Source organism: Dietzia sp. UCD-THP, assembly GCF_000349585.1.
Taxonomy (GTDB): domain Bacteria; phylum Actinomycetota; class Actinomycetes; order Mycobacteriales; family Mycobacteriaceae; genus Dietzia; species Dietzia natronolimnaea_A.
The window spans coordinates 146,193-172,314 of record NZ_KB714632.1; the positions used below are offsets into that span (position 1 = coordinate 146,193).

General features: G+C 71.2%; 26 protein-coding genes. 18 read left to right on the forward strand and 8 right to left on the reverse strand.

Annotation, left to right across the window (positions count from 1 at the left end; translation table 11 throughout):
* Nucleotides 1-22 precede the first annotated feature (22 nt).
* Complete coding sequence (gene glpK, locus H483_RS28220; RefSeq protein ID WP_017836657.1) at nt 23-1,582, forward strand: glycerol kinase GlpK; 1,560 nt, start codon at nt 23-25, stop codon at nt 1,580-1,582.
* Between the two features lie 16 nt (nt 1,583-1,598).
* Here the strand turns inward: glpK and H483_RS28225 are convergent, their stop codons facing one another.
* The 4 genes from H483_RS28225 to H483_RS28240 form a co-directional block, all read right to left on the reverse strand.
* On the reverse strand, nt 1,599-2,672 hold the full coding sequence (locus H483_RS28225; protein WP_031264831.1) for an ABC transporter ATP-binding protein: 1,074 nt from the start codon (nt 2,670-2,672) through the stop codon (nt 1,599-1,601).
* Entirely contained in the window at nt 2,669-4,258 is a 1,590-nt protein-coding gene (locus tag H483_RS28230; protein WP_238556278.1) for an iron ABC transporter permease, read from the reverse strand. The genes H483_RS28225 and H483_RS28230 overlap by 4 nt, the downstream gene beginning before the upstream one ends.
* Before the next feature lie 55 nt (nt 4,259-4,313).
* On the reverse strand, nt 4,314-5,351 hold the full coding sequence (locus H483_RS28235) for an iron ABC transporter substrate-binding protein (protein ID WP_017836660.1): 1,038 nt from the start codon (nt 5,349-5,351) through the stop codon (nt 4,314-4,316).
* Between the two features lie 100 nt (nt 5,352-5,451).
* Nucleotides 5,452-6,858, reverse strand: a complete 1,407-nt coding sequence (locus H483_RS28240; protein ID WP_017836661.1) for an NAD(P)H-quinone dehydrogenase — start codon at nt 6,856-6,858, stop codon at nt 5,452-5,454.
* Between the two features lie 152 nt (nt 6,859-7,010).
* Between H483_RS28240 and H483_RS28245 the strand changes: the two genes are divergently transcribed.
* From H483_RS28245 to H483_RS28255, 3 genes are read left to right on the forward strand one after another with little or no spacing between them, the layout of a single operon-like run.
* Nucleotides 7,011-7,547 carry a gamma-glutamylcyclotransferase family protein gene (locus H483_RS28245; RefSeq protein WP_017836662.1) on the forward strand — a complete coding sequence of 179 codons (537 nt, stop codon included), beginning with the start codon at nt 7,011-7,013 and terminating at the stop codon, nt 7,545-7,547.
* Nucleotides 7,495-8,403, forward strand: a complete 909-nt coding sequence (locus H483_RS28250) for a purine-nucleoside phosphorylase (protein ID WP_081615165.1) — start codon at nt 7,495-7,497, stop codon at nt 8,401-8,403. The genes H483_RS28245 and H483_RS28250 overlap by 53 nt, the downstream gene beginning before the upstream one ends.
* Before the next feature lie 24 nt (nt 8,404-8,427).
* Complete coding sequence (locus tag H483_RS28255) at nt 8,428-9,918, forward strand: phospho-sugar mutase (RefSeq protein ID WP_017836664.1); 1,491 nt, start codon at nt 8,428-8,430, stop codon at nt 9,916-9,918.
* A 48-nt stretch (nt 9,919-9,966) separates the two neighbouring features.
* Here H483_RS28255 and upp read toward each other — a convergent pair whose 3' ends face one another.
* Nucleotides 9,967-10,590 carry a uracil phosphoribosyltransferase gene (gene upp / locus H483_RS28260; RefSeq protein WP_017836665.1) on the reverse strand — a complete coding sequence of 208 codons (624 nt, stop codon included), beginning with the start codon at nt 10,588-10,590 and terminating at the stop codon, nt 9,967-9,969.
* Nucleotides 10,591-10,683: 93 nt separating this feature from the next.
* On the opposite strand from upp, the gene H483_RS28265 reads away from it, so the two are divergent.
* Genes H483_RS28265 through H483_RS28285 form a run of 5 tightly spaced genes read left to right on the forward strand, consistent with a single transcriptional unit; the run spans nt 10,684 to nt 14,109 of the window.
* Entirely contained in the window at nt 10,684-11,046 is a 363-nt protein-coding gene (locus H483_RS28265) for a type VII secretion target (RefSeq protein WP_238556279.1), read from the forward strand.
* Nucleotides 11,043-12,200, forward strand: coding sequence for a C40 family peptidase (locus tag H483_RS28270; RefSeq protein ID WP_017836667.1), 1,158 nt, complete (start codon nt 11,043-11,045; stop codon nt 12,198-12,200). Before H483_RS28265 ends, H483_RS28270 begins: the two co-directional genes overlap by 4 nt.
* On the forward strand, nt 12,200-12,475 hold the full coding sequence (locus H483_RS28275) for a hypothetical protein (protein ID WP_017836668.1): 276 nt from the start codon (nt 12,200-12,202) through the stop codon (nt 12,473-12,475). The genes H483_RS28270 and H483_RS28275 overlap by 1 nt, the downstream gene beginning before the upstream one ends.
* A complete protein-coding gene (locus H483_RS28280; RefSeq protein WP_017836669.1) occupies nt 12,472-12,864 on the forward strand; it encodes a hypothetical protein in 393 nt (130 codons plus the stop codon). Before H483_RS28275 ends, H483_RS28280 begins: the two co-directional genes overlap by 4 nt.
* Before the next feature lie 24 nt (nt 12,865-12,888).
* A complete protein-coding gene (locus H483_RS28285; RefSeq protein ID WP_031264832.1) occupies nt 12,889-14,109 on the forward strand; it encodes a hypothetical protein in 1,221 nt (406 codons plus the stop codon).
* 157 nt (nt 14,110-14,266) lie between these two features.
* On the opposite strand, the gene H483_RS28290 is transcribed toward H483_RS28285, so the two are convergent.
* Both H483_RS28290 and H483_RS28295 read right to left on the reverse strand, forming a co-directional pair.
* Nucleotides 14,267-15,571 (reverse strand): thymidine phosphorylase, encoded by a 1,305-nt coding sequence (locus tag H483_RS28290; protein WP_017836671.1) that lies wholly within the window; start codon nt 15,569-15,571, stop codon nt 14,267-14,269.
* Nucleotides 15,568-15,996: a cytidine deaminase gene (locus tag H483_RS28295; RefSeq protein ID WP_152427930.1), complete on the reverse strand. Its 429-nt coding sequence runs from the start codon at nt 15,994-15,996 to the stop codon at nt 15,568-15,570. The genes H483_RS28290 and H483_RS28295 overlap by 4 nt, the downstream gene beginning before the upstream one ends.
* Before the next feature lie 191 nt (nt 15,997-16,187).
* On the opposite strand from H483_RS28295, the gene sdhC reads away from it, so the two are divergent.
* The 5 genes from sdhC (at nt 16,188) to H483_RS28320 (ending at nt 21,161) form a co-directional block, all read left to right on the forward strand.
* Nucleotides 16,188-16,595 (forward strand): succinate dehydrogenase, cytochrome b556 subunit, encoded by a 408-nt coding sequence (gene sdhC, locus H483_RS28300; protein WP_017836673.1) that lies wholly within the window; start codon nt 16,188-16,190, stop codon nt 16,593-16,595.
* A 14-nt stretch (nt 16,596-16,609) separates the two neighbouring features.
* Nucleotides 16,610-17,041, forward strand: coding sequence for a succinate dehydrogenase hydrophobic membrane anchor subunit (locus H483_RS28305; protein ID WP_017836674.1), 432 nt, complete (start codon nt 16,610-16,612; stop codon nt 17,039-17,041).
* 48 nt (nt 17,042-17,089) lie between these two features.
* Nucleotides 17,090-18,856 carry a succinate dehydrogenase flavoprotein subunit gene (sdhA, locus tag H483_RS28310; RefSeq protein WP_017836675.1) on the forward strand — a complete coding sequence of 589 codons (1,767 nt, stop codon included), beginning with the start codon at nt 17,090-17,092 and terminating at the stop codon, nt 18,854-18,856.
* Nucleotides 18,856-19,647 carry a succinate dehydrogenase iron-sulfur subunit gene (locus tag H483_RS28315; RefSeq protein ID WP_017836676.1) on the forward strand — a complete coding sequence of 264 codons (792 nt, stop codon included), beginning with the start codon at nt 18,856-18,858 and terminating at the stop codon, nt 19,645-19,647. Before sdhA ends, H483_RS28315 begins: the two co-directional genes overlap by 1 nt.
* Nucleotides 19,648-19,757: 110 nt before the next feature.
* The gene (locus H483_RS28320; protein ID WP_017836677.1) at nt 19,758-21,161 is read left to right on the forward strand and encodes a D-alanyl-D-alanine carboxypeptidase family protein; all 1,404 of its coding nucleotides are present in this window, start codon (nt 19,758-19,760) and stop codon (nt 21,159-21,161) included.
* Between the two features lie 63 nt (nt 21,162-21,224).
* On the opposite strand, the gene H483_RS38170 is transcribed toward H483_RS28320, so the two are convergent.
* Nucleotides 21,225-21,824, reverse strand: coding sequence for a TetR family transcriptional regulator (locus H483_RS38170; protein WP_017836678.1), 600 nt, complete (start codon nt 21,822-21,824; stop codon nt 21,225-21,227).
* A gap of 209 nt (nt 21,825-22,033) precedes the next feature.
* Here H483_RS38170 and H483_RS28330 point away from each other — a divergent pair, with 209 nt between their 5' ends.
* The 4 genes from H483_RS28330 to H483_RS28345 all read left to right on the forward strand — a co-directional run bounded on the left by H483_RS28330 (nt 22,034) and on the right by H483_RS28345 (nt 25,865).
* Nucleotides 22,034-23,224 (forward strand): flavin reductase family protein, encoded by a 1,191-nt coding sequence (locus H483_RS28330; RefSeq protein WP_017836679.1) that lies wholly within the window; start codon nt 22,034-22,036, stop codon nt 23,222-23,224.
* A gap of 61 nt (nt 23,225-23,285) precedes the next feature.
* A complete protein-coding gene (locus H483_RS28335; protein WP_017836680.1) occupies nt 23,286-24,470 on the forward strand; it encodes an acyl-CoA desaturase in 1,185 nt (394 codons plus the stop codon).
* A gap of 45 nt (nt 24,471-24,515) precedes the next feature.
* A complete protein-coding gene (locus H483_RS28340) occupies nt 24,516-24,758 on the forward strand; it encodes a hypothetical protein (protein ID WP_017836681.1) in 243 nt (80 codons plus the stop codon).
* Nucleotides 24,759-24,827: 69 nt separating this feature from the next.
* Complete coding sequence (locus tag H483_RS28345; protein ID WP_017836682.1) at nt 24,828-25,865, forward strand: RNase H family protein; 1,038 nt, start codon at nt 24,828-24,830, stop codon at nt 25,863-25,865.
* Nucleotides 25,866-26,122 lie beyond the last annotated feature (257 nt).

Here is a 26,122-nt window from a genome sequence, read left to right on the forward strand (position 1 = left end):
CGGCCGGACGTAGTCTGGCGACGTGACGCGTAACACCTTCATCCTCGCGATCGACCAGGGGACCACGTCCTCGCGGGCCATTCTCTTCGACCAGGACGGTCTCCCGGTGCCCGCGGCGACCGCCCAGGTCGAGCACCGGCAGATCCTGCCCCGGGCCGGATGGGTGGAACACGACCCGCTGGAGATCTGGGAGAACGTGCGCACCACCATGGCCCAGGTGGCCGGCCACGCCGATCTCGAGCCGGCGCTGGTGAGCGCGATCGGGATCACCAACCAGCGGGAGACCGTGGTGGTGTGGGAGCGGGAGACCGGCGAACCGGTCTACAACGCGATCGTCTGGCAGGACACCCGTACCTCCGGGATCTGTTCCCGGCTGGCCGCGGCACACCCGGACGGGGACGACCGGTTCCGGGCCGCCACCGGCCTGCCCCTGTCCACGTACTTCGCGGGTCCGAAGATCCGGTGGATCCTCGATCACCTCGATTCCGAGGGCCGGCGGGGCACGGAGCGGGCCGAGGCCGGAGAGCTGCTGGCCGGGACCATCGACTCGTGGCTGGTGTGGAACCTGACCGGCGGCCGCCGCGGCGGCACCAACGGCGAACCGGCTCTGCACGTCACCGACGTCACCAACGCCTCGCGGACCCTGCTCATGGACCTGCGGACCCTGGAGTGGTGTGACGAGCTCTGCCGCGAGATCGGGGTGCCGCGGGCGATGCTGCCCGACATCGTGCCGTCCTCGGGGGTGATCGGTCAGGTGACCGAGCGGCGCATGTTCGGCGGCACCCCCATTGCGGGGATCCTCGGTGATCAGCAGGCCGCCATGTTCGGCCAGACCTGCTTCGACCCCGGTGATGCCAAGAACACCTACGGGACCGGCGCTTTCCTGCTCCTCAACACCGGCACCACCCCGCAGTTCAGCGACAACGGGCTGCTCACCACCGTCTGCTACCAACTCGGGGACGCCGACCCCGTGTACGCCCTGGAGGGCTCCGTGGCGGTGGCGGGCTCGCTGGTGCAGTGGCTACGGGACAACCTCGGGGTGATCTCGAGTGCCGAGGAGACCGAGGATCTCGCCAGATCCCTCGACGACAACGGCGACTGCTACCTCGTGCCGGCGTTCTCCGGGCTCCTCGCCCCGCGGTGGCGTCCGGACGCACGCGGGACGCTGGTGGGACTGACCCGGTTCCACACGCGGGCGCACCTGGCGCGGGCCGCGCTCGAGGCCACGGCGTTCCAGTCCCGCGAGATGACCGATGCGATGGCCGCCGATGCCGGTGAGACCGCCGACGCGCTGCGCGTCGACGGCGGGATGGTGGTCAACGACTACCTGATGCAGTTCCAGGCCGACATCCTGGGCATCGACGTGATCCGGCCCGAGGTCACCGAGACCACCGCGCTGGGCGCCGCGTTCGCCGCGGGTCTCGCGGTGGGTCAGTGGGACTCCTCCGACCGGCTCCGCGAGTTGTGGCGGGAGGACCGGCGATGGGAACCGCGGATGGCCGAGGACGAGCGCGCGCGCCTGTGGGGCCGGTGGAACGACGCCGTCGAACGGACCCTGGGATGGGCGGCCACGGAGAGCTGATCACACACAGAGCTGATCAGCCGGGGGTCGGCGGCCCGGCGTGGAAGACGGCGGGCCGCGCGGGCGTCACCTCCACCCGGTCACCCACCTCGACGATCCCGCCACCCGAGACCGGGACCGCGAAGCTCTGCCCGGTCCCGTCGAAGCGCATCCGGACGAGGGTCGACGCGCCGACGAACTCCACGCCCGTACACACTCCGTGGCCCTCTGATCCGACCCGTCGGACCGATAGGCTCTCGGGGCGCCACAGGACGGTTCCGTCGCCGTTCGCGGGCGAATCGAGCGGGACGGTGCCGATGATGGTCTGCGCGACCTCGCCGCCCGCGGTGGCCGGGAGCAGGACGACCTCGCCCGCCAACTGGGCGACCTCACGGCTCACCGGGTGATGGTAGAGCCGCTCGGGCGTGTCGACCTGCGCGAGGCGACCGTCGATGAGAACCGCGACCCGGTCAGCCGTGGCCAGAGCCTCGGCGCGGTCGTGGGTGACGAGGACGGACGTCGCGCCGGACTCCGCGAGCAGGGCCGAGACCTCCGCACGGACACGCCCCCGCAGAGCGGCGTCGAGAGCGCTGAACGGTTCGTCCAGGAGGATCAGCCCCGAGCCCGGGGCGAGCGCACGTGCCAGTGCGACCCGTTGTTGCTGACCGCCGGACAGCTGGGAGGGACGGGCATCGGCACGGTCCGCCAGTCCGACGAGGTCGAGGACCTCGCGGACCCGGCCGGCGCGCTCGGCGCGGCTACGCCACCGTGCCACCGGATCGACCGGTACGAGTCCGAAACCGACGTTCCGGGCCACCGACAGGTGCGGGAACAGGGCGCCCTGCTGGGGGACGAGACCGATCCCGCGGTGTTGCGCGGGCAGGTGGTCGACCCTGCGACCGTCGACGAGGACGCGTCCCGCCGAGATCGGGTGCAGCCCGGCGATCATGCGCAGGACGGTCGTCTTGCCCGAACCGGACGCGCCGAGAACGGCCAACGCCTCACCCGAGCCCACGATCAGGTCGAGGTCCCGGACGACGGTGGCGCCGCCGTACCCGCCCGCGACCCCCGAGAGCTCGAGCACGCCGCCTGGACGCCTGCTGCCCGTCATGCGGCACTCACCTGTGTCTCCCTCGCTTGTGTCTCCTCCGCCTGTGTCTCCTCAGACCGAGCCGAGAGTGCGGTCCGTACCGGGACGCCCCGCCCGGAACCGCCCGCGCCCCACCCGAAGGACCTGCCGAGCACCACGGCGGGGATCACGGCCACGGCCACCAGCATCGCGGCGTACGGGGCGGCCTGCGAGTAGGCCGCCACCTCGGTGTGAGCCCACATCGCGGAGGCCAGTGTCTCGGTTCCGGTGGGGCGCAGCAGGAGGGTGGCGGGCAGTTCCTTGGCCACGCTGAGGAACACCAGGCTCGCCCCGGCGAGAACGCCCGGCATCGACAGCGGTGCGACCACGCGGAGGAAGGTCCGGAACCGACCGGACCCCAGCGCCCCCGAGGCGTCCTCGAGAGCGGTCGGTATCGCGCCGATCGCGGACCGGACCACACCCACGGCGAGAGGGAGGAACAGCACCACGTACCCGAACACCAGCAGGGGGAGCTGTTGGTACAGGCCGGGAACCAACCGGATCCCCACGAAGACCACCGCCAGTCCGACCGTGATCCCGGGCAGGGCGAAGCCGATCTGGGCGACGGCCTCGGTGGTCCGGGCGAGCGGGCCGTTCGACCGAGCCGCGAGTATGCCGATGGGCAGGGCCAGCACGATCGTCACCAGCGCCGCGATGCCGGACACGCCCGCGGTGGTGGCCGCGGCCGCGAAGACGGGACCCCACGAGACGTCGACCTCGGCGGCGGCCCGCACCCACCGGACCAGGCCGACGAGCGGGGCGAGCACGCCACCGGCCAGGACGACCCCCACCGCCAGGAGCGCCGGCGGCATGAGCCGTCCGAGCCGGACCCGGTCCGGGAGAGAGTCCACCCCGGCGCCGACTCTCGCCACCTCGCCCCGCCGAGCCCGCCGCTCTCCCACCATCACCACGAGCGCCACCAGGATGAGCACACAGGCCAGGACCGCCGCGGGCACCCTGTCGAACGAGGCCCGGTAGCTGTGGTAGATCCCGACGGTGAACGCGTCGTACCGCAGCATCGCCACCGCCCCGAAGTCGGAGAGGGTGTACAGGGCCACCAGCAGCGCCCCGGCCGCGACCGCGGGCCGGATCTGACGCAACGTCACGCCGAGCACGGCCCTGAGCGACCCGCGCCCCAGGGTCCTGGCCACCTCCTCCAGACCCGGATCGACGGTCCGCAGTGCCGCGGCGGCGGGGAGGTAGACGTACGGGTAACACGAGATCGTCAACACGATGACCGATCCGGTCAGCCCCAGGACCTGGGGGAAGTCCGCGACCCACAGGTAGCCGAGGACGTAGGAGGGCATCGCCAACGGCACGCAGAGCAGCGCTCCGACGACCGGGGCCCCGGGGAGGTCCGTCCGCACCGTCAGCCACGCCAGGGTCACGCCCACCACCACGCTCGCCGCGGTGACCAGGACCACCAGCACGACGGTGTTGACCAGCAGTTCGGCGGACCGACCGGACCGGACCACCTCGAAGGCGTAGGCCGGGCCGCGCTCCCCCGCGCGGATGATCAGGTAGACCAACGGGATGAGGGCCGCGGAGCACGCCACAGTGGCGGCCACCCCGAGGAGGGGGCGGCCGCCACGGAGACGGGAACGGACGTCTATGACGAACCTGTCAGATCATGCCCACGCGAGTGAGCATCTGCTGGGTCTGCTCGAGACCGTCCAGGTCACCGAGGTCGATATCGGGTCCGCCGAGGGTCTCGAAGGGAGGCAGTCCGACGGCGTCCGAGGTGATCCCCGGCACGACCGGGTATTCGCTGGACTCCTCGAGGAAGTAGAGCTGGGCCTGCTCGCCGAGGAGTTCCTGCACCACCCGGAGGGCGTCCTCCTGGCGGTCGGACGAGGCGAGCACGCCGACTCCGGCCACGTTGACCAGCGCTCCGGGATCGCCCTGCGTCAGGTAGTGCACCCGGGCGCGCATGTTCTCCTCGCCCTTCTCCTGGGCGGTGTTGTACCAGTAGTAGTGATTGGTCAGTCCCAGCTGGACGTCACCGGTGTCGGCCGCCTCGAGGAGCGCGTTGTTGTTGTCGTAGGTCTTCGGCTCGTTGGCCAGGAAGTCGCGGAGCCACTGCTCGGCCGCCTCGTCACCGCGGTCGACCCGTAGACCGGTGACGAACGACTGGAACGAGGCGTTGGTGGGGGCGTACCCGACCTTGCCCCGCCACTCGGGCTCGGTGAGGGCGTCGATGGTGTCCGGGACCTCTGACTCCTCCAGGGCCTCGGAGTCGTAGACCAGGACGCGTGCCCGCAGGCTCGTCGCGACCCACGTCCCGTCGGCGGCCCGGTACTCGGCGGGGACGACGTCGATGGTCGTGTCGTCGAGTTCCGCGAGCAGACCCTCCTTGGACAGCGCGCCGAGCGCGCCGGCGTCCTGGGAGAAGAAGATGTCGGCGGGGCTGGCCTGGCCCTCCTCCGCGATCTGGGCGGCCATCTCGGGGGTGCTCGCGTACCGCACCTCGAGGTCGATACCGGTCCTCTCCCCGATCTGCGCCAACAGCGGGCCGACGAGGTTCTCGCTGCGGCCCGAGTAGACCACCAGCGATTCGGAGTCGTTCCCGGTGTCGTTCCCGGTGTCGTCCGTGGTGCAGGCCGCCAGACCCACCACGAGCGAACCGGCTGCGGCGAGCGCGGCGAGACGGCGTCGCATCATCACGGTTTCTCCTCACGGTTCCGGTACCCCGAGGCGGGCACCGGAGATGAGCTTAGCCTAATCTAATTCTCGCCTTAACCCCGGGCACCGGGTCGCCGAATCAGTCGAGGTCGTCGTGCCGCATGAGCTGGCGCGCGGCCTCCGTGATCGACCCGGTCATCGAGGGGTAGACGGAGAACGATCCGGCGAGGTCGCCCACGGTGAGCTGGTTCCGCACGGCCACGGAGACGGGCAGGATGAGCTCGGACGCAGTGGGGGCCACGATTACCCCTCCGATCACCACCCCGGAGGCGGGGCGACAGAAGAGCTTCACGAAGCCGCGGCGGAGGCTGCGCATCTTCGCGCGGGGGTTGCCCGCCAGCGGGAACACCTCGACGCGGGCGGGGACCTCCCCGCTCTCGATCTGCGCGTGGGAGATGCCGACGGTGGCGATCTCGGGTCGGGTGAAGACCGCCGATGCGACGGTGCGGAGTTTGATGGGGCTGACCCCCTCGCCCAGGGCGTGGTACATCGCGATGCGTCCCTGCATGGCCGCCACCGAGGCCAGGGGGAACAGGTCGGTGCAGTCCCCGGCGGCGTAGATCCCGGCGGCGGTGGTGCGGGAGACGCGGTCGACCTTGATGTGCCCGCTGCGCTGGACCTCGATGCCGGCGCTCTCCAACCCCAGGTCACCGGTGTTGGGTACCGAACCCACGCACATCAGGGCATGCGACCCCTTGACGGTCCGGCCGTCGCCCAGTCGGACGATGATCCCGTCCTCGTGGTGCTCGACCGCGTCCGCGCGGGCGTGCTTGACCAGCGCGACGCCGCGCTCGCTGAGCGCCTCCTCGAGTACCAGCGCGGCGTCGGCGTCCTCGTGTGGCAGGACGCGGTCACGGCTGGAGACCATGGTGACCTTGACGCCCATCTCCGTGAACGCGGAGACGAACTCGGCACCGGTCACACCGGACCCCACGACCACCAGATGCGAGGGGAGCTCGGTGAGGTCGTAGAGCTGCCGCCAGGTCAGGATCCGCTCCCCGTCGGGCTCCGCGCCGGAGAGGATGCGCGGATTGGAGCCGGTGGCGAGCAGGACCACGTCCGCGTCGAGGATCTTCTCCTGGCCGTTGTCCAGGGACACCAGGACGCGGTGCGAGGCCATTCCCGGCCGAGAATCGTGCAGCCGCGCGGTCCCCGACAGCAGCCGCACGCCCTCGCGCTGGAGTTGGGACCTGATGTCGGCGGACTGGGCGCGGGCCAGCGACTTGACCCGGCCGTTGACCTGGCCGAGCCGGTAGGCGGTGGGGTCGAAGTGCATCTCGACGCCCATCTCCTCGGCGCGGCGCATGTCCGTGCGCACGCCCGTGGTCGCGATGAACGTCTTGGAGGGCACGCAGTCGGTGAGCACGCAGTTCCCGCCGATCCCCTCGGCGTCCACGATCGTGACGTCCGCACCGTACTGGGCGGCCACCAGGGCGGCCTCGTAACCGGCGGGACCGCCGCCGATGATGATGATGCGCTGCGTCACAGGTGGTCCTCCACGGGTCACGGGGTCGGGGCCGGGCGCCGCGGGCCACTGTGGTGGACCGCGTCGCGTCCGCGGTACACGGTAGTCGAACCGGCGGCACGGGGCCGGAGGACGCCGGGGCCACACCCGGCCGAGGGACTACTCTGGTCGCCGTGCCTCTCTACGCCGCGTACGGGACCAACATGCATCCCGAACAGATGAACGCCCGCGCGCCGCACTCACCGTTCGCCGGAACCGCGTGGCTGCACGGCTGGCGTCTGACCTTCGCGGGCGAGGACCCGACGTGGGAGGGCGCCGTCGCCACGGTGGTCGAGGACCCGGATTCGAGGGTGTTCGTGGTGCTCTACGACGTCCCCGACGACGACGCCCGCGCCCTCGACCGATGGGAGGGCACGGACTCGATACCGGCACGGAAGATCCGGGTCCGCGTCGAACGCCGTCCCGCCGTCCCCCCGGGGCCCCCGGTCGGCGCCCAGGAGTCCGAGTTCGCGGTCGCCTCGCCCTCCCCCGGCCCGGCGGAGGGCACGGAACTGGTCTGGCTGTACGTCATGGACGCCTTCGAAGGGGGCCTGCCGTCGGCGCGGTACCTGGGTCTCCTGGCGGATGCCGCGGAGTGCGCCGGCGCGCCCGACCCCTATGTGCGCGAACTGCGCACCCGGGAATCCCGCAACGTCGGCCCCGGCGCGTAGGGCGCCGGGTACACCCGTGTCCACGCCGCCCCTGCTCTCCCCCACCGCCGACGCCCGCGCGGCCGCGGACGCCGTTGCGCGCGCGAGCGGGCGGCCCGCCCACCGGGTGACCCTCGTCCTCGGTTCCGGCTGGTCCGATGTGGTCGTGGGACTGGCCGACCCCGGAACCGCGGTGGCCATCCCGATGGCCGGGCTGCCCGGGTTCGCGCCACCGTCGGTCGCCGGTCACCGCGGGACGGTGACGAGCTGCCTCGTCGACGGGGTGCCGGTGTTGGCGGTGGCCGGGCGCACCCACCTCTACGAGGGCGTGGGCACCGAGCCCGTGGTCCACCCCGCACACGTCGCGGCCGCGGTCGGCTCCGACGTCCTCGTGCTCACCAACGCCGCCGGCGGTGTCCGGGACGATCTCACGGTGGGTGAGCTCGTGCTGATCCGCGACCACCTCAACCTGACGGGCCGGTCCCCCCTGTCCGGCCCCGCCTTCGTCGACCTCGTGGACGCCTACTCGCCGCGTCTGCGCCACATCGCGGCGGAGGCGCTCCGGGCGGCCACCGGGGCCCGACCGGCCGAGGGCGTCTACGCCGCGATGCCCGGGCCCCAGTACGAGACCCCGGCCGAGATCAGGATGCTGCGCACCCTCGGCGCCGACCTCGTGGGGATGTCGACCGTCCCGGAGACCGTTGCTGCCAGGGGGCTCGGACTGCGGGTGGTAGGGGTGTCACTGGTGACCAATCTCGCCGCCGGGGTCACCGGGCAGCCCCTCGACCACGCCGAGGTCCTGGCCGCGGGGACCGCCGGATCCGGGCGGCTCTCGCGTGCCCTCCGCGCGCTCGTGCCCGCCGCCGCACGGAGCTGAGCAGGACATGCCCGGGAGCGCGCCGTGCCCCTGACCTTCGGCACCGCGGGAGTTCGCGCCCCGATGGGTCCGGGGCCGGAGCGGATGAACGCCGGCACGGTCGCCCTCGTCGCCACCGCCGTCGCCCGCCACGTGCGGACGCAGGAACCCGCCGGGTCGACCGTCATCGTGGGGGGTGACGCCCGGCACGGCTCCGCGGGGTTCGTGGACGTGGTGGCCGCCGTCCTGACCGCGCACGGTCTCGTCGTCGTCGTCCCGGGCTCGCCCGTCCCCACCCCCGTCATCGCGGCGGCCGTGCGGTCCAGGGGCGCGGTCGCCGGACTGATGGTGACGGCCTCACACAACCCCGCCACCGACAACGGGATCAAGGTCTACGGCCCGGAGGGAGCGCAGATCGTCCCCCCCACGGACTCCCACATCGAACAGCACCTCAGGACGGCGGAGCGTGAGGGGGTCGGCGTCCCGGAGACCGGCGCGACCGGTGCGCGGGTGGACCCCACGCTCATCGACGACTACGTGGACTCCGTCGTGGCCGGTCTGCCCGCCCCCGCCCGGCCCCCGCGCGTGGCCCTGACCCCCGTGCACGGGGTGGGCGGCGAGATCTGCCGACGCGTCCTGGCCGGGATCGGGGTCGACGACGTGACCCTGGTGCCCGGACAGGAGCGCCCGGATCCGGACTTCCCCACCGTCGAGTCACCCAATCCGGAGCGGCCGGCCACCACCCTGCGCCTCCGGGGGGTCGCGGAGGAGATCGGGGCCGACGTCGCGCTGGCGCTCGATCCGGACGCGGACCGGTGCGCGGTGGGATACCGGGCCCCGGACGGGCGATGGCGGATGCTCGACGGCGACGACACCGGCGGGCTGCTCGCCGACCACCTGCTGACCACCCCGCTCCCCGGATCGGTCCGGGCGTCGGGCTCGAGGTCAGGCGTCCCGGTCGTGGCCTCCACCATCGTGTCGTCGAGACTGCCCTCGCTCCTCGTCCCGGCCCGCGGGGGCCGGCACGTGGAGACGCTCACCGGGTTCAAATGGCTGGTCCGCGCAGCCGATCCCCTGCTCTACGCCTACGAGGAGGCGATCGGCCACTGTGTGCTCCCCCGGGTGGTGGCGGACAAGGACGGCATCTCCGCGGCCGGCGCGTGGTGCGCGATGGTCGGGTCGGCCGGACGGTCGGTCGGGGCGGGGCTCGACGCGCTCGCCGAGGAGTTCGGTGCGCACCTGCGGCACAACGTCGCCCATCCACTCGTCCCCGGCGCCGACCCCGACGCCGCGCTCCGTCGCGCGGCCGAACGGCTGGGCTCGACCGGCACGGTGACCCCGTTGGACGGCACGGACGGTGTCCGCGTGTCGGTCCCGGGCGCCCGGGCGGTGATCCGCCCATCGGGCACCGAGCCCCTGCTCAAGTCCTACGTCGAGTCGTGGACGACACCACGACCGTCGAGGTCCGACCGGGAGGACGCCGGACGACGGCTGACCGCTCTGGCAGATCGCGTCGCCGCCGCCATCACCTCCTGAGGGGCGGGGGCACGGTCAGCGGTAGTCGCAGCTCAGCGGAAGTCCAGCTCAGCGGGGGCCGAACAGGCGGTCGCCCGCGTCGCCGAGCCCGGGGACGATGAAGGCGTCGTCGTCGAGCCGCTCGTCGATGGTCGCGGTGACGAGTCGCGCCGCCAGTCCCGACGACCGCACGGTCTCGATCCCCTCCGGAGCGCACAGGACGCACACCACGGTGACCCCGGTGGCGCCTCGTTCGGCCAGGGTCTCCAAGGTCGAGACCAGCGACCCCCCGGTGGCGAGCATCGGGTCCAGCACGACGACGTGCCGTCCGGCGAGGTCGTCCGGCAGGGAGCACAGATAGGACACCGGGGTGTGGGTCTCCTCGTCGCGCGCCAGGCCCACGAACCCGACCTGCGCGCCCGGGAGCAACCGGGTGGCCGGGTCCAGCAGACCCAGCCCCGCACGCAGGACAGGCACCACGAGCGGGACGCCGTCGACCGCGACCCCCGTCGTCTCGGCCACCGGTGTGGTCACGGGGACCTCGGTGGTCGGGATGGAGCGGAAGGCCTCGTAGCAGAGCATGGTGCCGAGTGCGTCCATCGCCGCCCGGAAGCCGGCGGTGTCGGTGGCGGAGTCGCGCAGCGTGCGGAGCCGGTCTCCGACCAACGGGTGATCCACGACGATGATGTCCATGCCCGACAGGATTCCACAGCAGGGGAATCCCCGACCGGGCGGAACCGGTGCGGGCCCGCGAGGCGTCGAACCCTGTGACGGGACGAGAAGGCGATGAGGGGCGAGGTAATGGCGGACGGAGCGATCGACGTCCACGTGGACGGACTGCGGGAGCTGGGTACGGGGTTGACCACGTTGGCGGACGCCCTGGGGGGCGTGCTCGGGGCCGTGGACTCGCTGCCCGTGGACGAGGTGGCACCGGTCCTCGGGCCGGTCGGGGCCGACTTCATGTCCGCCCTGCTCGCCGCCACCGCGCGGCATCGCGAGGTGCTCGCCGGGGTGGCGCGGGTGAGCGATGCCGCCGGGCACCTGGTCCTCGAGACCGGCCGGGTGTACGCCGAGTCCGACGTGGCGGGCGCCGAGGCCATCGGGGCGGCCGGGGCCCAGGTGTCCGGGATCGAGGGTCCGGCCCGGTGATCGCCGACGCGCTGGCCTACGCGGGGCCCATCCGGCAGATCCTCGACCTGCTCTCGGCGGAGGAGTTCGTCCCCGAACCGGCTCGGGACGTCATGCGACCGGTGAGCGACGGGCTGGAGGTGGCCCAACGGCTCGGGCCACCGCTCGAACGACTGCTCTCCGAGACGTGGGACTCGCTGGCCTCCCTCGGCGCCGCCCACTCGGTGGCCGAGATCGGTCGCACGGTCGGGGCGCTCGGCGAGTCCGCCGCCGAGATCGCCAGGGTCACCGCCGTGGCGGCGGACATCGTCGTCCGCGGCACCGTCGAGGTGATCGGCATCGTGCAGCAGTTCCTCACCCGGGCGGCCGCGCTGGGGCCCGCTCTGATGACCCCGCCCGGCCAGGTGGCGCTGCTCGGACTGGCCACCGAGCACCTGGCCCGCGGCATCCAAGTGGCGGAGCGGGTCCAACTCGAACTCAAGGGACCGACCCTCGAGATGCGCGCCATCGCTGCAGGCATCCCCGAGGCCCCGCGCACGCCCGGTGTGATCGCCGACTCGAGCACGGGTGGCGTGATCAACGCCTCGACCGCCGCCCACACGGGTTCCGGGCCGGGCTCACTCGCCGCCACGGGGACCGCGTCGATCGGCGGCGCCGTGTCGGCGGGAGGTGTAGTGTCGGCGGACGGCGCCGTGCCGGCGGGCGGGTCCGTGTCGGCGGGTGGGTCCGACGGTTCCACGGGCGTCGCCGGGGGGTCCGCAGGGGCAGGCGTCGTCGGAGGCGGCGTCGACGTGCTCCTGCCCGACGGATCGGTGGCCACCGCCCCCAACGAGCAAGCTGCCGGAGCCGTCCGCAACGCCCTCAGCCAGCAAGGTGTGCCTTACGTGTGGGGCGGGACGACTCCGGGCCAGGGCCTGGACTGCAGCGGCCTGACCCAGTGGGCGTACCGGGACGCGGGGGTGGAGATCCCGCGTTTGGCGCAGGAGCAGGGGGTGGGTGCGCAGGTAGCCGCGTCCGACCTCATGCCGGGCGATCTGGCCGTGTGGGACGGCCACGTCGCGATGTACATCGGCAACGGCCAACTCGTCGAGGCCGGGGACCCCGTGTCGGTGTCGGGGCTGCGCACCGACAACATCGGTATGTCCTTCCACGGGTTCTACCGTCCGACCGGCTGATGGCGCCCGAGACCTGCCGCCACACCGACCCGATGACCGGCGTCGTCGCCGAGGTCGGTACCGACGGCGTGCCGGTGGGTCTGGCCCTGCCCGCCGGGCTGCTCGACCGCCCACCCGCGGATGTCGCGAGGGCGGTGCTGCGCGCCCTCACCGTCGCGGCGGGTGAGGCCCGTGATCTCCTCGACCGGTTGGCAGAAGAGGAGTGGGACGGTCAGGAGTGGGACCGGGCGCAGTGGCTGGAGGCGGACGACGAGCCGGACGGGGGGTCGAGGTGAGCGCCGGAGGGCTGGACGTCGACGCCTTCCTCGGCCGCCTCCGCGGGATCGCGGCCGAGTGGGAGTCCGCGCACGACCAACTGGAGTCCCTCCGGGTGGTGGCCTCGAGTCGGGACCGGATCGCGACCGCCACCGCCGATTCCGGTGGCACGGTGATCGACCTGGTACTTGCGACCGGACTCCGCGGGCACGGATGCGATGCGGTGGCGTCCGCCATCCTCGAGGCCACGTCCAGCGCGGTCGTCCAGGCCAACGCCCGGCGGGCCGAACTGGTCTCGGGGTCGGTCGAGCTCGCGGTGACCGCCCGCAGACAGACCGACGGGACCCCGGCCGGCGACCAGTCCCCCATCCCGGCAGGCGACCCGTCGGCGGGCCGTGGCACCGGGTGACTGGCCGTGGATATGCTGACCCGCATGGCCAAGGACATCGTCCCGATCGAGCTCGGTCTCCCTGAAGGAGACGTCACGACCCTCTGGGCACCCAGTTGGCGAGAGGACAACGACGACTGGGAGGCGTTCCTCGGACTCGACGAGGACCTCTACGCCTTCGACTCGACCGCCGAACTCCTCGCCCTGGTCCGGAGCGGCGCGCCACACGACCTCCAGGACCACCCCTCCTGGGCCGAGTTCGCGGCGTCGGACGTCCTGGCGTTCCGTGCGGCCGAGGAGAACTGCTACGACCTCGTCGGAGTACTCGAACTCCTCGGTGAGAACCCCACGGAGTCGTCGGTCGACGAGATCGACCAGGCCTTCGCGATCGCCCGATCGATCGGGGAGGTGTGCGAGCTGGACACGGTCACCAAGTTCTTCAACGGCAACCCGATCCTGGCCGCCGTCACCCGCGGAATGGACGAGTTCTACGGGCGGGACGGGTTGAAACTGTGGAAATCGATCCGCAAGACCGTCGCCAAGGGCTGGGACGACGTACTCGACGCCATCCAGGACGTCATGACCACGCCCGAGGTGCGGCCGAACGAGGTCGACCGCGCACGCGCGGACCTGGACGCCGCCGAGGCCGCGCTCCCCGAACCCGCGCCCGAACCCGAGGCCGCCCCCACCGGCTACCCGGAGGGCTCCCTCTGGGAGACGGTCGGGATCGACCCCGTGAAGATCATCTTCGCCGACCAGGAGTACCTCAGTCTGCGGTGTTACCTCGGCGATCGGCCGGTGTTCCTCGGCGACGGTGACCAGGCGTACGTGTTCACCAGCCCCAGGGGCCTGGCCCGGTACCTGGCGGACAACGACGACGAGACCCTCAGCCACGTGGCGACCTACGAGCGTGTCAAGATCGCGGCGACCGACGGCAGTCTGGACATCCACGTGACCGAGGACAACACCTACGTTCTCGCCGGTCTCGACCGCGATATCGAGGTCGGCCCCGGGATGGTCGACGCCGATCAGCTCGGACTCGCAGTCGAGCTGATCACCGACCTCGCGACCTACGTGGGAGACTCCGGCCTCGAGGCCGCCGTGACCGGCCGGGGGACCGCGTTGCGCCGATTCCTCCACTACGTCCTCAACCCGGACGACACCAGGCTGCTCGAGCCCAGTGCCCCGTTCGACGACGAGGCCGGCGAGTGGCGCGACCTGGTCGACGACGTCGAACGCCTGATGACCACACCCGACATCGCCTGACCCCTCCCGGGCCGGACCGGACTGGACCGGGCCGGCCCGGACTCGTCGAGAAGAGCGTTTCGCACACTTCCACTCGGCCGATGCGGTCGAAACTCTCTTCTCGATGGGCTGGTCGACGGGCTGGTCGGCGGTCTGGTCGAGTCGGCGGGCCGGCGCCTCACCACCCGCGCAGCCGGCCCACCACCACGCCGGCCGGTCCACGAGCCGCGCCGGGTCCACCGATCTCCAGGGCCGACGCGAGCTCGGCGCACGCCGCGGGCAGCCGCCCCGGGTCCCCGGCGTGAACCGTGGCCACCACGTCCCCGAGCCGCACCGGATCCCCCTCGACCCGGTGCAGCACCACACCGGCCGCCGGGTCGACGGCCTCGCCCGGTCGGGTCCGCCCGGCACCGGCCAACCACGAGGCCCGGCCCACCCCCAGCGCGTCCCACCGCACCACCCCCGAGCCGGGTGCCCGCACCTCCTGCGTCTCCGCGGCCACCGGGAGCGCCGCGTGGGGGTCGCCGCCCTGGGCGGTGATCATGGCGCGGAACGAATCCATCGCCCGCCCGTCCGCGAGCCGTTCACGGGGGTCACCGTCGATCCCCACCGTGGCCAGGGCCTCCCGCGCCAGCGCGCAGGTCAGGTCGACCATGTCCGGCGGGCCACCGCCGGCCAGGATCTCGACACACTCGGCCACCTCGAGGGCGTTGCCCACCGCGCGACCCAGCGGCGTGTGGTTGGCGGTCACCAGGGCGCTGGTCCGGACTCCGGCAGCCGTGCCGATCCCGACCATCACCCGGGCCAGTTCCTCCGCGTCCGCGCGCTCAGGCCGGAAGGCACCCGATCCGAACTTGACGTCGAGCACCAGGGCGCCGGTGCCCTCGGCGATTTTCTTGCTCATGATCGAGGCCGCCACCATGGGGATCGACGGCACGGTCCCGGTGACGTCCCGCAGGGCGTAGAGGGCCCGGTCCGCGGGGGCGAGATCGGCCCCGGCAGCACAGATCACGGCCCCGGTCTCCTCGAGGATCCGGCGCCGGGTGTCGGCGTCCAGATCGGCGCGCCAGCCGGGGATCGACTCGAGCTTGTCCAGTGTTCCGCCCGTGTGACCGAGCCCGCGTCCCGAGAGCTGGGGCACCGCCAGCTCCCAGGTCGCCAGCAACGGGGTCAGGACGAGCGTCACCGAGTCGCCGACCCCGCCGGTCGAGTGTTTGTCCACCGTGGGCACGCGCCGACCCGCCCGGGTCAGACGGGACAGGTCCAGCCGGGTGCCGGACTCCACCATGGCGGAGGTCCACCGGGCGATCTCGCGGTCCGTCATGCCCCGGAAGTACACCGCCATCGCCAGCGCCGACATCTGCTCGGGCGGGACGCGTCCCCGGGTGTAGCCGTCGACGATCCAGTCGATCTCATCGTCGTCGAGCTCCTTCCCGTCGCGCTTGGCCTCGATGATCCGCACGGCATCGATGCGACGGCTCACGTCAGGTCCTCCGGCCCGAAGGCATCCGGCAGGAGTTCGGCGAGGTGGACCGGCCCACGGGACGTGTGGACCACCAGCTCCGGACCACCGTGTTCGTGGAGGAGCTGGCGACACCTGCCACACGGCGCCAACGGGTCACCGCCGACCGTGACGATGACGATCTCGAGCAGCCGCCCGCCGCCCGTGCGGTGGAGATCGGAGACGAGCGAGCATTCAGCGCAGAGGGTGAGCCCATACGACGCGTTCTCGACGTTGCAGCCGGTCACGATCCTGCGCCCGTCGCCGCCGTGTCCGGACGCCAGCGCGGCGGCCCCCACCCCCAATCCCGAGTACGGCCGGTAGGCGTTCCGGGCGGCCGTCGTCGCGGCCTCGCGCAGACCGGTGTCGGCCACGTTCCCTTGTGCTGCGGTTTCGTCGAACGACACCCGTTTCTACCCTTCGGTAACTTCATTTAGGGTCCCCTAACAGGCATTACCCGTCCGGACCACGCTACCCACCCTGCTTCTCGTCCGCGGCCTGACAGGTCTAAAGTCCTAGTAGGCGCCCGCTGTGCTCTCGGGCAGGAACCGCGCGCCGATGGCACCACGCCCAGACGATTCGGAGGCACGACAAGCCCATGAGTACTGCGCAGGCGCCGGCGCGTCCGGCCCCCAACAAGAAGATCAGCATCTACAAGGGTGACCCGGGGATGTGGTCGTGGGTCGCGCACCGTGTCTCTGGCGTGGCGATCTTCTTCTTCCTCTTCGTGCACGTGCTGGACACCTCGCTCGTCACGGTGAGCCCGGAGACCTACAACGCAGTCATCGACTCGTACAAGACCCCGATCGTCGGGATGCTCGAGATCGGCCTGGTCGCACTGGTCCTCTTCCACGCGCTGAACGGTCTGCGGATCGTCGCCATCGACTTCTGGTCCAAGGGCGCGAAGTACCAGCGCCAGATGCTCTGGGCCGTCCTGGCGATCTGGGTCGTGGTCTTCGCCGCGGCGACCGCCCGCCTCCTCTTCCTTCTCTTCCAGCACATCTAAGGAGAACGATCATCATGGCAGACGCACCTGTTCTCCAGACGTCATACGATCGCCCCGCCTCGCTCGCCCAGCCCCGCTCGCCGCGCCTGCGCTCGCGCGGCAACTTCGAGCGGACCGCATGGATCTTCATGCGCGCCTCGGGCGTCGCACTGGTCATCCTCACGCTCGGGCACCTCACCGTCGGCCTCATGATCGACGAGGGAGTCCAACGGATCGACTGGGCGTACGTCGCGGATCGCTGGCAGAGCCCGTTCTGGGCCACGTGGGACCTCCTCATGCTCTGGCTCGCCCAGCTCCACGGTGCGAACGGTGTCCGGACGGTCATCGCGGACTATTCGCGCAAGGACTCGACGCGGTTCTGGCTCAACGCGATCCTCATCGCCGCGACCGTCCTCGTCCTGGCCCTGGGCACCTACGCCCTCTTCGGCCTCGCCTACGACGTCTGATCGACGCCTGCGGACCGTTCCACTTCGAAAGCGAGCACTGAGAATCCCATGACCGATCGTCAGGTCCACCAGCACCAGTACGACGTGGTAATCGTCGGCGCCGGCGGCGCAGGCATGCGCGCGGCCATCGAGGCGGGCCCGCGGACCCGCACCGCCGTCCTCACCAAGCTCTACCCCACCCGCTCCCACACCGGCGCCGCCCAGGGCGGCATGTGCGCCGCCCTCGCGAACGTGGAGGAGGACAACTGGGAGTGGCACACGTTCGACACGGTCAAGGGCGGCGACTACCTCGTCGACCAGGACGCCGCGGAGATCATGGCCAAGGAGGCCATCACCGCCGTCATCGACCTGGAGAACATGGGTCTTCCGTTCAACCGCACGCCCGAGGGCAAGATCGACCAGCGCCGCTTCGGTGGCCACACCCGTGACCACGGGAAGGCACCCGTGCGCCGGGCCTGTTACGCGGCCGACCGCACCGGGCACATGATCCTGCAGACGCTGTACCAGAACTGCGTCAAGCACGATGTGGAGTTCTTCAACGAGTTCTACGTCCTCGACCTGTGCCTCACGGAGACCCCCGACGGGCCGGTCGCCACCGGGTGCGTGGCCTACGAGCTGGCCTCCGGCGACCTGCACGTCTTCCACTCCAAGGCCACCGTCTTCGCGACCGGCGGGTCGGGGCGGATGTACAAGACCACCTCCAACGCCCACACCCTCACCGGTGACGGCATGGCCGTGGTCTTCCGCAAGGGCCTGCCCCTGGAGGACATGGAGTTCCACCAGTTCCACCCGACGGGCCTCGCCGGCCTGGGCATCCTCATCTCCGAGGCGGTCCGCGGCGAGGGCGGCATCCTGCGCAACGCGGATGGCGAGCGCTTCATGGAGCGCTACGCCCCCACCATCAAGGACCTCGCGCCGCGCGACATCGTCGCCCGCTCGATGGTCCTCGAGGTGCGCGAGGGCCGCGGCGCCGGGCCCGACAAGGACTACGTCTACATCGACGTGACCCACCTCGGGGCGGACGTGCTCGAGGAGAAGCTGCCCGACATCACCGAGTTCTCCCGGACCTACCTGGGCGTCGACCCGGTCACCGAGCTGGTCCCGGTGTTCCCGACGTGTCACTACGTCATGGGCGGCATCCCGACCAACATCAAGGGCGAGGTCCTGCGCACCAACGACGACGTGGTGCCCGGCCTCTACGCGGCGGGCGAGTGCGCCTGCGTGTCGGTGCACGGCTCCAACCGGCTGGGCACCAACTCGCTGCTGGACATCAACGTGTTCGGCCGCCGGGCGGGGATCGCCGCGGCGGAGTACGCCGCCGGACACGACTTCGTCGAGCTCCCCGAGGAGCCCGAGAAGATGGTCCGCGAGTGGATGGAGAGCATGCTCGCGGAGCACGGTACGGAGAACGCCAACGACATCCGTACCGAGATGCAGGCCATGATGGACGACAAGGCGTCGGTGTACCGCACCGAACAGTCGCTCACCGAGGCCCGGGACGAGATCCGCGCCCTCAAGAAGCGCTACGCCGACGTGACCGTCAGCGACAAGGGCAAGCGGTTCAACACCGAGCTCCTGGAAGCCGTCGAGCTGGGCTTCCTCCTGGAGATGGCGGAGGTGACGGTGGTGAGCGCGCTCAACCGCAAGGAGTCCCGCGGCGGGCACGCCCGGGAGGACTACCCCGACCGCAACGACGACGAGTTCATGAAGCACACGATGGCGTTCAAGGACGGCCTCGGCCTCCTCTCGGAGGTCCGGCTGGACTGGAAGCCGGTCGTGCAGACCCGCTACGAGCCGATGGAGCGTAAGTACTGATGACCACCGCAGTCGACACCACCAAGGCCACCGACGGCAAGGACCCGGGCTCGAACCGTCCGGTGCCGCCCGGCTCCACCATGGTCACGCTCAAGATCGCCCGGTTCAACCCGGAGGATCCGGACGCGGCGGGTTGGAAGGAGTACGAGGTCCCGGCGCTTCCGTCGGACCGTCTGCTCAACCTGTTGATGTACGTGAAGAACTACATCGACGGCAGCCTGGCGTTCCGACGCTCGTGCGCGCACGGCATCTGCGGCTCGGACGCCATGCTGATCAACGGGGTCAACCGCCTCGCGTGCAAGGTCCTCATGAAGGACATGCTCCCCAAGGACGGCAAGTCCATCACCATCACCATCGCCCCGATCCGTGGCTTGCCGGTGGAGAAGGACCTGTACGTCGACATGGAGCCGTTCTTCAAGTCGTTCCGTGACGTCATGCCCTACCTCATCACGTCCGGGAACCAGCCGACGGCCGAGCGGATCCAGTCCCAGACGGACCGGGCCCGCTTCGACGACACCACCAAGTGCATCCTCTGCGCCTGCTGCACGACCTCGTGCCCGGTGTTCTGGGCTGACGGTTCGTACTTCGGCCCGGCGTCGATCGTCAACGCCCACCGGTTCATCTTCGACTCCCGTGACGAGGGCGCCGCCGAGCGTCTGGAGATCCTCAACGACGCCGAGGGTGTGTGGCGGTGCCGCACGACCTTCAACTGCACCGATGCGTGCCCCCGCGGCATCCAGGTGACCAAGGCGATCCAGGAGGTCAAGCGCGCCCTGCTGTTCGCGCGCTGACCCCCGGTCTCCCCTGCGGGGCCGCACCCTCCCGAGCGGAGGGTGCGGCCCCGCTGCCGTTCGGTGGGTCCGGCCCGATTCCGACCCGTCCGGACGTAGACTCGCTCTCCGTGACCCGCCCACGACGACCCCGGCTGCTCCGACTCGCGGCCCTCGTCACGGCCGCCCTCGTGGGATCTGCGCCGTTCGCTCTCACCGCCCCGGCGACCGCGGCCGAGCCGGCACTCACGACCGCGGTCACCGAGCCCCCGCCGGCCGCGGTGTTGCCGTCGACCACCTCACCCGACTACTTCGACACCCCCCGCGACATCACCGGGTGCCCGTACCGCACCTCCCCGCCCGCCCCCGTGGACGAATCCGAGGTGCCGCTGACCGGCCAGACCTCTCCCACCCCTCCCCCGGTCCCCGAGACCCCGGCGGGCGGCGATGCCCTGGCAGGCTGCGAGATCGTGGCGCCGGACGGGTTCGAGGTGCCACGCGATGTCACCGCCAGCGCGTGGATGATCTCGGACCTGGACACCGGAGAGGTGGTGGCCGCGCGCGATCCCCACGGTCGGTACCGCCCGGCCAGCCTCATCAAGACCCTGCTCGCCACGGTGGCGCTGGACGCCCTGGACGCCGACCGGGTCGTCACGGTGACCGACGAGGATCTCCAGGGCGCCGAGGGCAGCCTGGTGGGTATCGGTCCGGGCGGCCAGTACTCGGTGGACCGCCTGGTGCGGGGACTGCTCATGTCGTCGGGCAACGACGCCGCCCTCGTGCTCGCGCGGCGGATGGGCGGGGTCGAGGCGACGCTGGAGGCGATGAACGCACACGCAGCCGGATTGGGTGCCGTCAGTACCCACGCCGCCACCGTGAACGGCCTGGACGGGCCGGGCATGATGTCGACGGCGTACGACCTGTCGTTGATCTTCCGCGACGCCATGACCCGCCCCGCGTTCGCCCGCATCGTGGGCACGCAGATGTCCGGGTTCCCCGGGTACCCGGCGGGCGAGGGCGCGGGCGCACCCGATCCGGCCGCCGCGCCACCGGTGTCCGGCCCGAGCCTCCGCGGGGACGGCACCCCGGTCAACCCCGGGTTCGTGCTGGCGAACGACAATCAGCTGCTCTACAACTACCCGGGGGCGATCGGCGGCAAGACCGGCTTCACCGATGACGCCCGGCACACGTTCATCGGTGCGGCCGAGCGGGACGGTCGACGCCTGGCGGTGGTCCTCCTCGACGGCACCCGCGTGCCCGCGTCGCCGTGGGAACAGGCGGCGCTCCTGCTCGACGCCGGCTTCGACACCGACGCCTCCGTGGGGCACCTGGTGACGGGCCCCCCGATCGAGCCGGAAGCGGGGACCGAGCACCTGGCCTCCGGGCCGCTCGGGGCTGTGGGTCCTGGCGATCAACGCAGCTCGAGCACCGCCCCCGGCTCCGTGCTCTCACGGAACGCTCCGTGGCTCGCCGTGGTGGCGGCCGCGGTCGTCGTGACGGCGGGAGCGGCTGTGGCGAGGCGGTCGCGCCGCTGATCAGACTCCGCGCGGCGGGGACACCGTGTGGTCAGGAGACCGTGTGGTCAGGAGACCGTGTGGTCAGGACACCGTGCCGGCCCCGGCGAGGATGATCCGCAGGCGGCCGGTGCACTCGCCGGCGGCCGCGCGGGGGTCGCGTCCCACCGCCACCTCCACGACGAGTCGCAGTAGAACGACGACGACGAGGTCGGCCGCGACGTCGACCGCACTCCCATCCGCACCCGACAGCGTCTCGAGCCGACCCAGGGCGATCCCCAGCCGCCGGCGCGCGGCGTCGACGGCCGCCGAGAGAACCCGGTGGTCAGCGTGGGTGGTGTCGACGAGCCCGCGGGCGAGCACCGACCAGGTCTGCGGATCGCGGACCGCCAGGGCCGAGGCCCGCCCGGGCCAGTCCACCGCGGGATCCGATGCCGGCTCGGTCACCAGGTCGTCGACCAGGCCGCCGAGCGCCTCGGCGGCCTCGGCAGCGATCTCGGTGGCCAGGGCGTCGACCGATTCGAAATGGCGGTAGAACGCGGTGGGGACGATGCCTGCCTCTCGGGCGATCTCGCGGACGCCGAGGCCGGAGAACCCCCGCGTGGCCACGGCGTTGCGACCGGCGGCGACGATCAGTGCACGCGTGTGCCGCTTCTGTTCCGCGCGTGTCCCGGGTGTCGCCACGTCCGTGATCGTATCGGCTGAGGACCGAACAGGCACGTTGGGGACCCCCGGCGCACTGTGATCCAGAAGACACAAGGAGCCCTCTTCTCATTTCAGAGAACGTCTGTACACTCAAACTCGTCCGGTGGTCGAACCGGATGGATACGCCCCCGTGGTGCGACCACGGCTTCGAGGTCGGGGCCGCACCGGACGGCAGTAGGCCGCGTCCGATGGCGCACGACCACACCGACCGCTACTTCCCGGAGGTCCCCATGACCGCCCCGACCATCAGCAGACTCTTCTCCCGCGGGATCACCCGCACCCTGCTCACTCCGCACCCTGTGGAGCACTACGTCCGCTCCCTCGGAGTGAACTGGTCCGACGACCCGACCGGGGCGACGGTCGTCGCCGTGGACCGCCCCGTCGCCGACGTCACCGTCATCACACTGCGTCTCCCGGCGGGGGTCGACCGGCCCGCCCCCGGAGCCGCTCTCGAGATCGGCGTGGTGGTCGACGGCGTCGTCCAGCGCCGCCACTACTCCCCGGTCGATCCCGCCACCCGATCCGACGGCCTCGCGACGATCGCCGTCCGACGCCATCCGGGAGGCGTGGTCTCGGAGTATCTGTGGTCCGAGGCCGCACCCGGGATGCGTCTTCTCCTCGGCAATCCCGTCGGGGAGGTCACCCTGCCGGAGTCGCGCCCGACCGACGTGCTGCTCGTCAGCGGCGGCAGCGGTATCACCCCGATGCTCTCCATCGCCTCGACGCTCGTCGGGGAGGGCCACTGCGGCGACGGCGCCACCGGTCGGGTGGCCTGGCTGCACTACGCGCGCCGGGTCGAGGACGTCCCGTTCCGCGACCGGATTCGTAAACTCTCGCGCGCCGGGGTCGAGGTCCGGGTGGTCCCCACCGTGGCACCGGACCCGTCAGACACCTCGGGCCACCCGGACCCGTCAGTCACCTCCGACCCGTCGTCACGGGACCTGGTCGGCCACCTGACAGAGGGCCACCTCGACGAGGTGGCACCGTGGCACTCCGACGCCACCGTCTTCCTCTGTGGACCCGACGGCCTGGCCGACGGCCTGTCGGACGTCCTCGGAGCGGAGCGCTACGGGGACGTCCTCCGCGAGCGCTTCACCGCCTCCAACGGACCCGTGCCCGAGGGCGACGGCGGGACCGTCACCCACGTCAGGAGCGGTGTCGCCGCCCACAACTCCGGCACCACGCTGCTGGAGGGCGCGGAGGCCGCGGGGCTGTCCCCGAAGCACGGCTGCCGGATGGGCATCTGCCACACCTGCACCGCCGTCCGGGTCTCCGGCGCGACCCGCGACCTCAGGACGGGCGAGGTCGACACCGAGCCCGGTTGCCTGGTCCAGATCTGTGTCTCCGCGCCCGTGGGCGACGTCGAGATCGAGCTCTAGACCCCCCGACACCGTCACAACCCGACCCGTACCCACCGGAACGACCGGAAGGACTCCCGTCATGACCCTCCTGCAGCTCCCCACCATCCGCTCCACGAAGCCCAAGACCTCCAAGCCGAAAGCCACCGCCCCCGAGCCCGTGGTCCTGTCCGCCGAGTCGGTGGAGATCATCGGCCGTGAACTCGACGCCATCCGCGACCGCGTGGTGGCCGACCTGGGCACCGCCGACCGCGACTACATCCTCCGGGTGGTCCGCATGCAGCGTCGACTCGAGCTGACCGGGCGCGCCCTGATGTTCCTCGGCTTCCTGCCGCCCGCGTGGCTCGCAGGGGTGGCCGCGCTGAGCGCCTCCAAGATCCTCGACAACATGGAGATCGGCCACAACGTCATGCACGGCCAGTACGACTGGATGCGCGACGACATGCTCCATTCGTCCAGCTTCGAGTGGGACAACGTGTGCCCGTCCGACCAGTGGCGGCACTCGCACAACTACATGCACCACACGCACACCAACATCCTCGATCTCGACCGCGACATCGGATACGGCATCCTGCGCATGGAGTACGAGCAGAAGTGGACCCCGCTGCGCCTGGGTAACCCGCTGTACGCGTTCGGACTCATGATGGCGTTCGAGTGGGGCGTCATGCTCCACGACCTGGAGTACGACAACGTGCTCAAGGGCAAGCGCAAGTGGTCGGACGTCAAGGGCCTGCTCGCCGGCTGGTGGGGCAAGATGCGAGGTCAGGTCGCCAAGGACTACATCGTCCACCCGGCACTCACCGGGCCGCTGTTCCCGCTCACCTTCGCCGGGAACCTCACCGCCAACCTCGTCCGCAACGTCTGGGCGTTCTCGGTGATCTTCTGCGGGCACTTCCCCTCCGGCGCCCAGGTCTTCACCCAGGAGGAGACGGCCGAGGAGACCCGTGGCGAGTGGTATGTGCGCCAGATGCTCGGCTCGGCCAACATCTCGGGCAGCCCGTTCATGCACCTGGCCACCGGCAACCTCTCGCACCAGATCGAGCACCACCTCTTCCCCGACCTGCCCGCGCACCGCTATCCGGAGATCGCCGAGGAGGTGCGCGCGATCTGCGAGGAGCACGGACTCCCGTACACGACCGGCCCGCTGTGGAAGCAGGTGGCGAACGTGTGGGTCAAGATGTTCCGCCTGGCCCTGCCGCTACCGCCCACCCCGGCGGATACCCCGGCCGTGCTCATCGAGCGCAGGAAGGTGACACCGACCGCCTGAGCCGGGGTACCTTCGTGGACACCACTGACGAAGGGAGCGGCTCCAATGGGCGACTTCGAGCGCAACAAGGACCAGGTCCAGGCAGGTGTCCAGGCGGGGGCGTCACTCGTCGGCCGGATCGCCGTCATCATCACCGACGCGGTGGGATCCATCGCCAAGGAGATCGGCGACTTCGTCACCGACGGGATCGAGATGCGGGAAGCCGCCCGGGCCGCACGACTCGATGAGCGCAGGCGGTCGCCGATGATCGACCTGGACGGCATCGAGGACGGCGAACTGCAGGGATGAGTTCCCAGGTGACCCGATGACCGTGGCCGGTGGGATCCCCCACCGGCCACGGTGGCAGGATCGCGTGACGTGACGATCATCGCCGCCGCGGACGGCTCCGCTCTCGGAAACCCCGGCCCTGCCGGATGGGCCTGGTACATCGACGAGTCTCGTTGGCGCTGCGGCGGGTGGGCCAGGGGCACGAACAACCAGGGCGAACTCACCGCCGTCCTGGACCTTCTCCGCCAGACAGCGCACTACCCCGAGCCGCTCCACATCCTGTGCGACTCGCAATACGTCATCAACTCGGTGACCAAGTGGATGGCCGGGTGGAAGCGGAAGGGCTGGAAGAAGGCCGACGGCAAGCCGGTCCTCAACGTCGAGGTCATGAAGGCGCTCGACGAGGCCATGGCGGGCCGCGAGGTCACCTTCGAATGGGTTAAGGGACACGCCGGACACGCGCTCAACGAGAAGGCGGACATCCTCGCCAACGGCGCCGCCAAGGCGCATGCGGCGCGTCGTGAGCCCGAGGCCGGCCCCGGTTTCCCCGGGGCGCGGTCGGTCGGCGCGGGTGATGACCCGGCCGTACCCCCCGCGGTCGACGGGGGCACTCGGACCGGGACTCCAGCGGCCGCGCGCGCCGCCGCTGCCCCGCCGAGCGGAACGATGGGGACCGCGGACATCGAGCCGGACCTGTTCAGCCTCACCGATCACGAGGCCGCCGCCTCACCGCCCGGGTCGGGTGCGCAGCCGTCCACGCCCACGCTCTCCGCACCCGACCAATCGGCCGTCGATCTCGTGGCGGCGCTCGAACGGTCGCTGCTCGACGATGCCGTCCGAGCCGACCGACGCCGGCTCGAGGAACTCCTGGACCCCTCGTGGAGCCACGTGTGCGCCCGTGGAGAAGTGTGGTCACGCGCCGACAGGCTCGCCGCCTGCGGATCACCCGATCAGGCCTCGGGAGAACGGACGATGGAGATCCTCGAGGCGCGGCAACTGACCTCGGACACGGTCCTGCTCGTGTGGCGGGAGCGTTCCCGTGGCGGGCAGATCCTGCGCAGCTCGGTGTGGGTACGCTCTCGGGACTCCTGGCGGCAGACCTTCCAGCAGGGGACCGCCGAGGCCTGAGCGGACCTGCATACGAAACGGCGCCCCTCTCCACGTCTGGAGAGGGGCGCCGTCAGTCGAGCGTGGGCTCGCGGCCTACAGGCCACCCAGCAGCAGGTGGAGCAGATCCCCCACGATTCCGATCAAACCGGCGACTAGACCCATGTTTCGACTCCCTACAGGTGATGTGTTACCCGACGGGATCCTCTCCCCGTCGAGCTGACAATGACTCTAGAGTTGTAAAGTAACCCCGGTGTTTTACCGGCTCTTCGCATCTG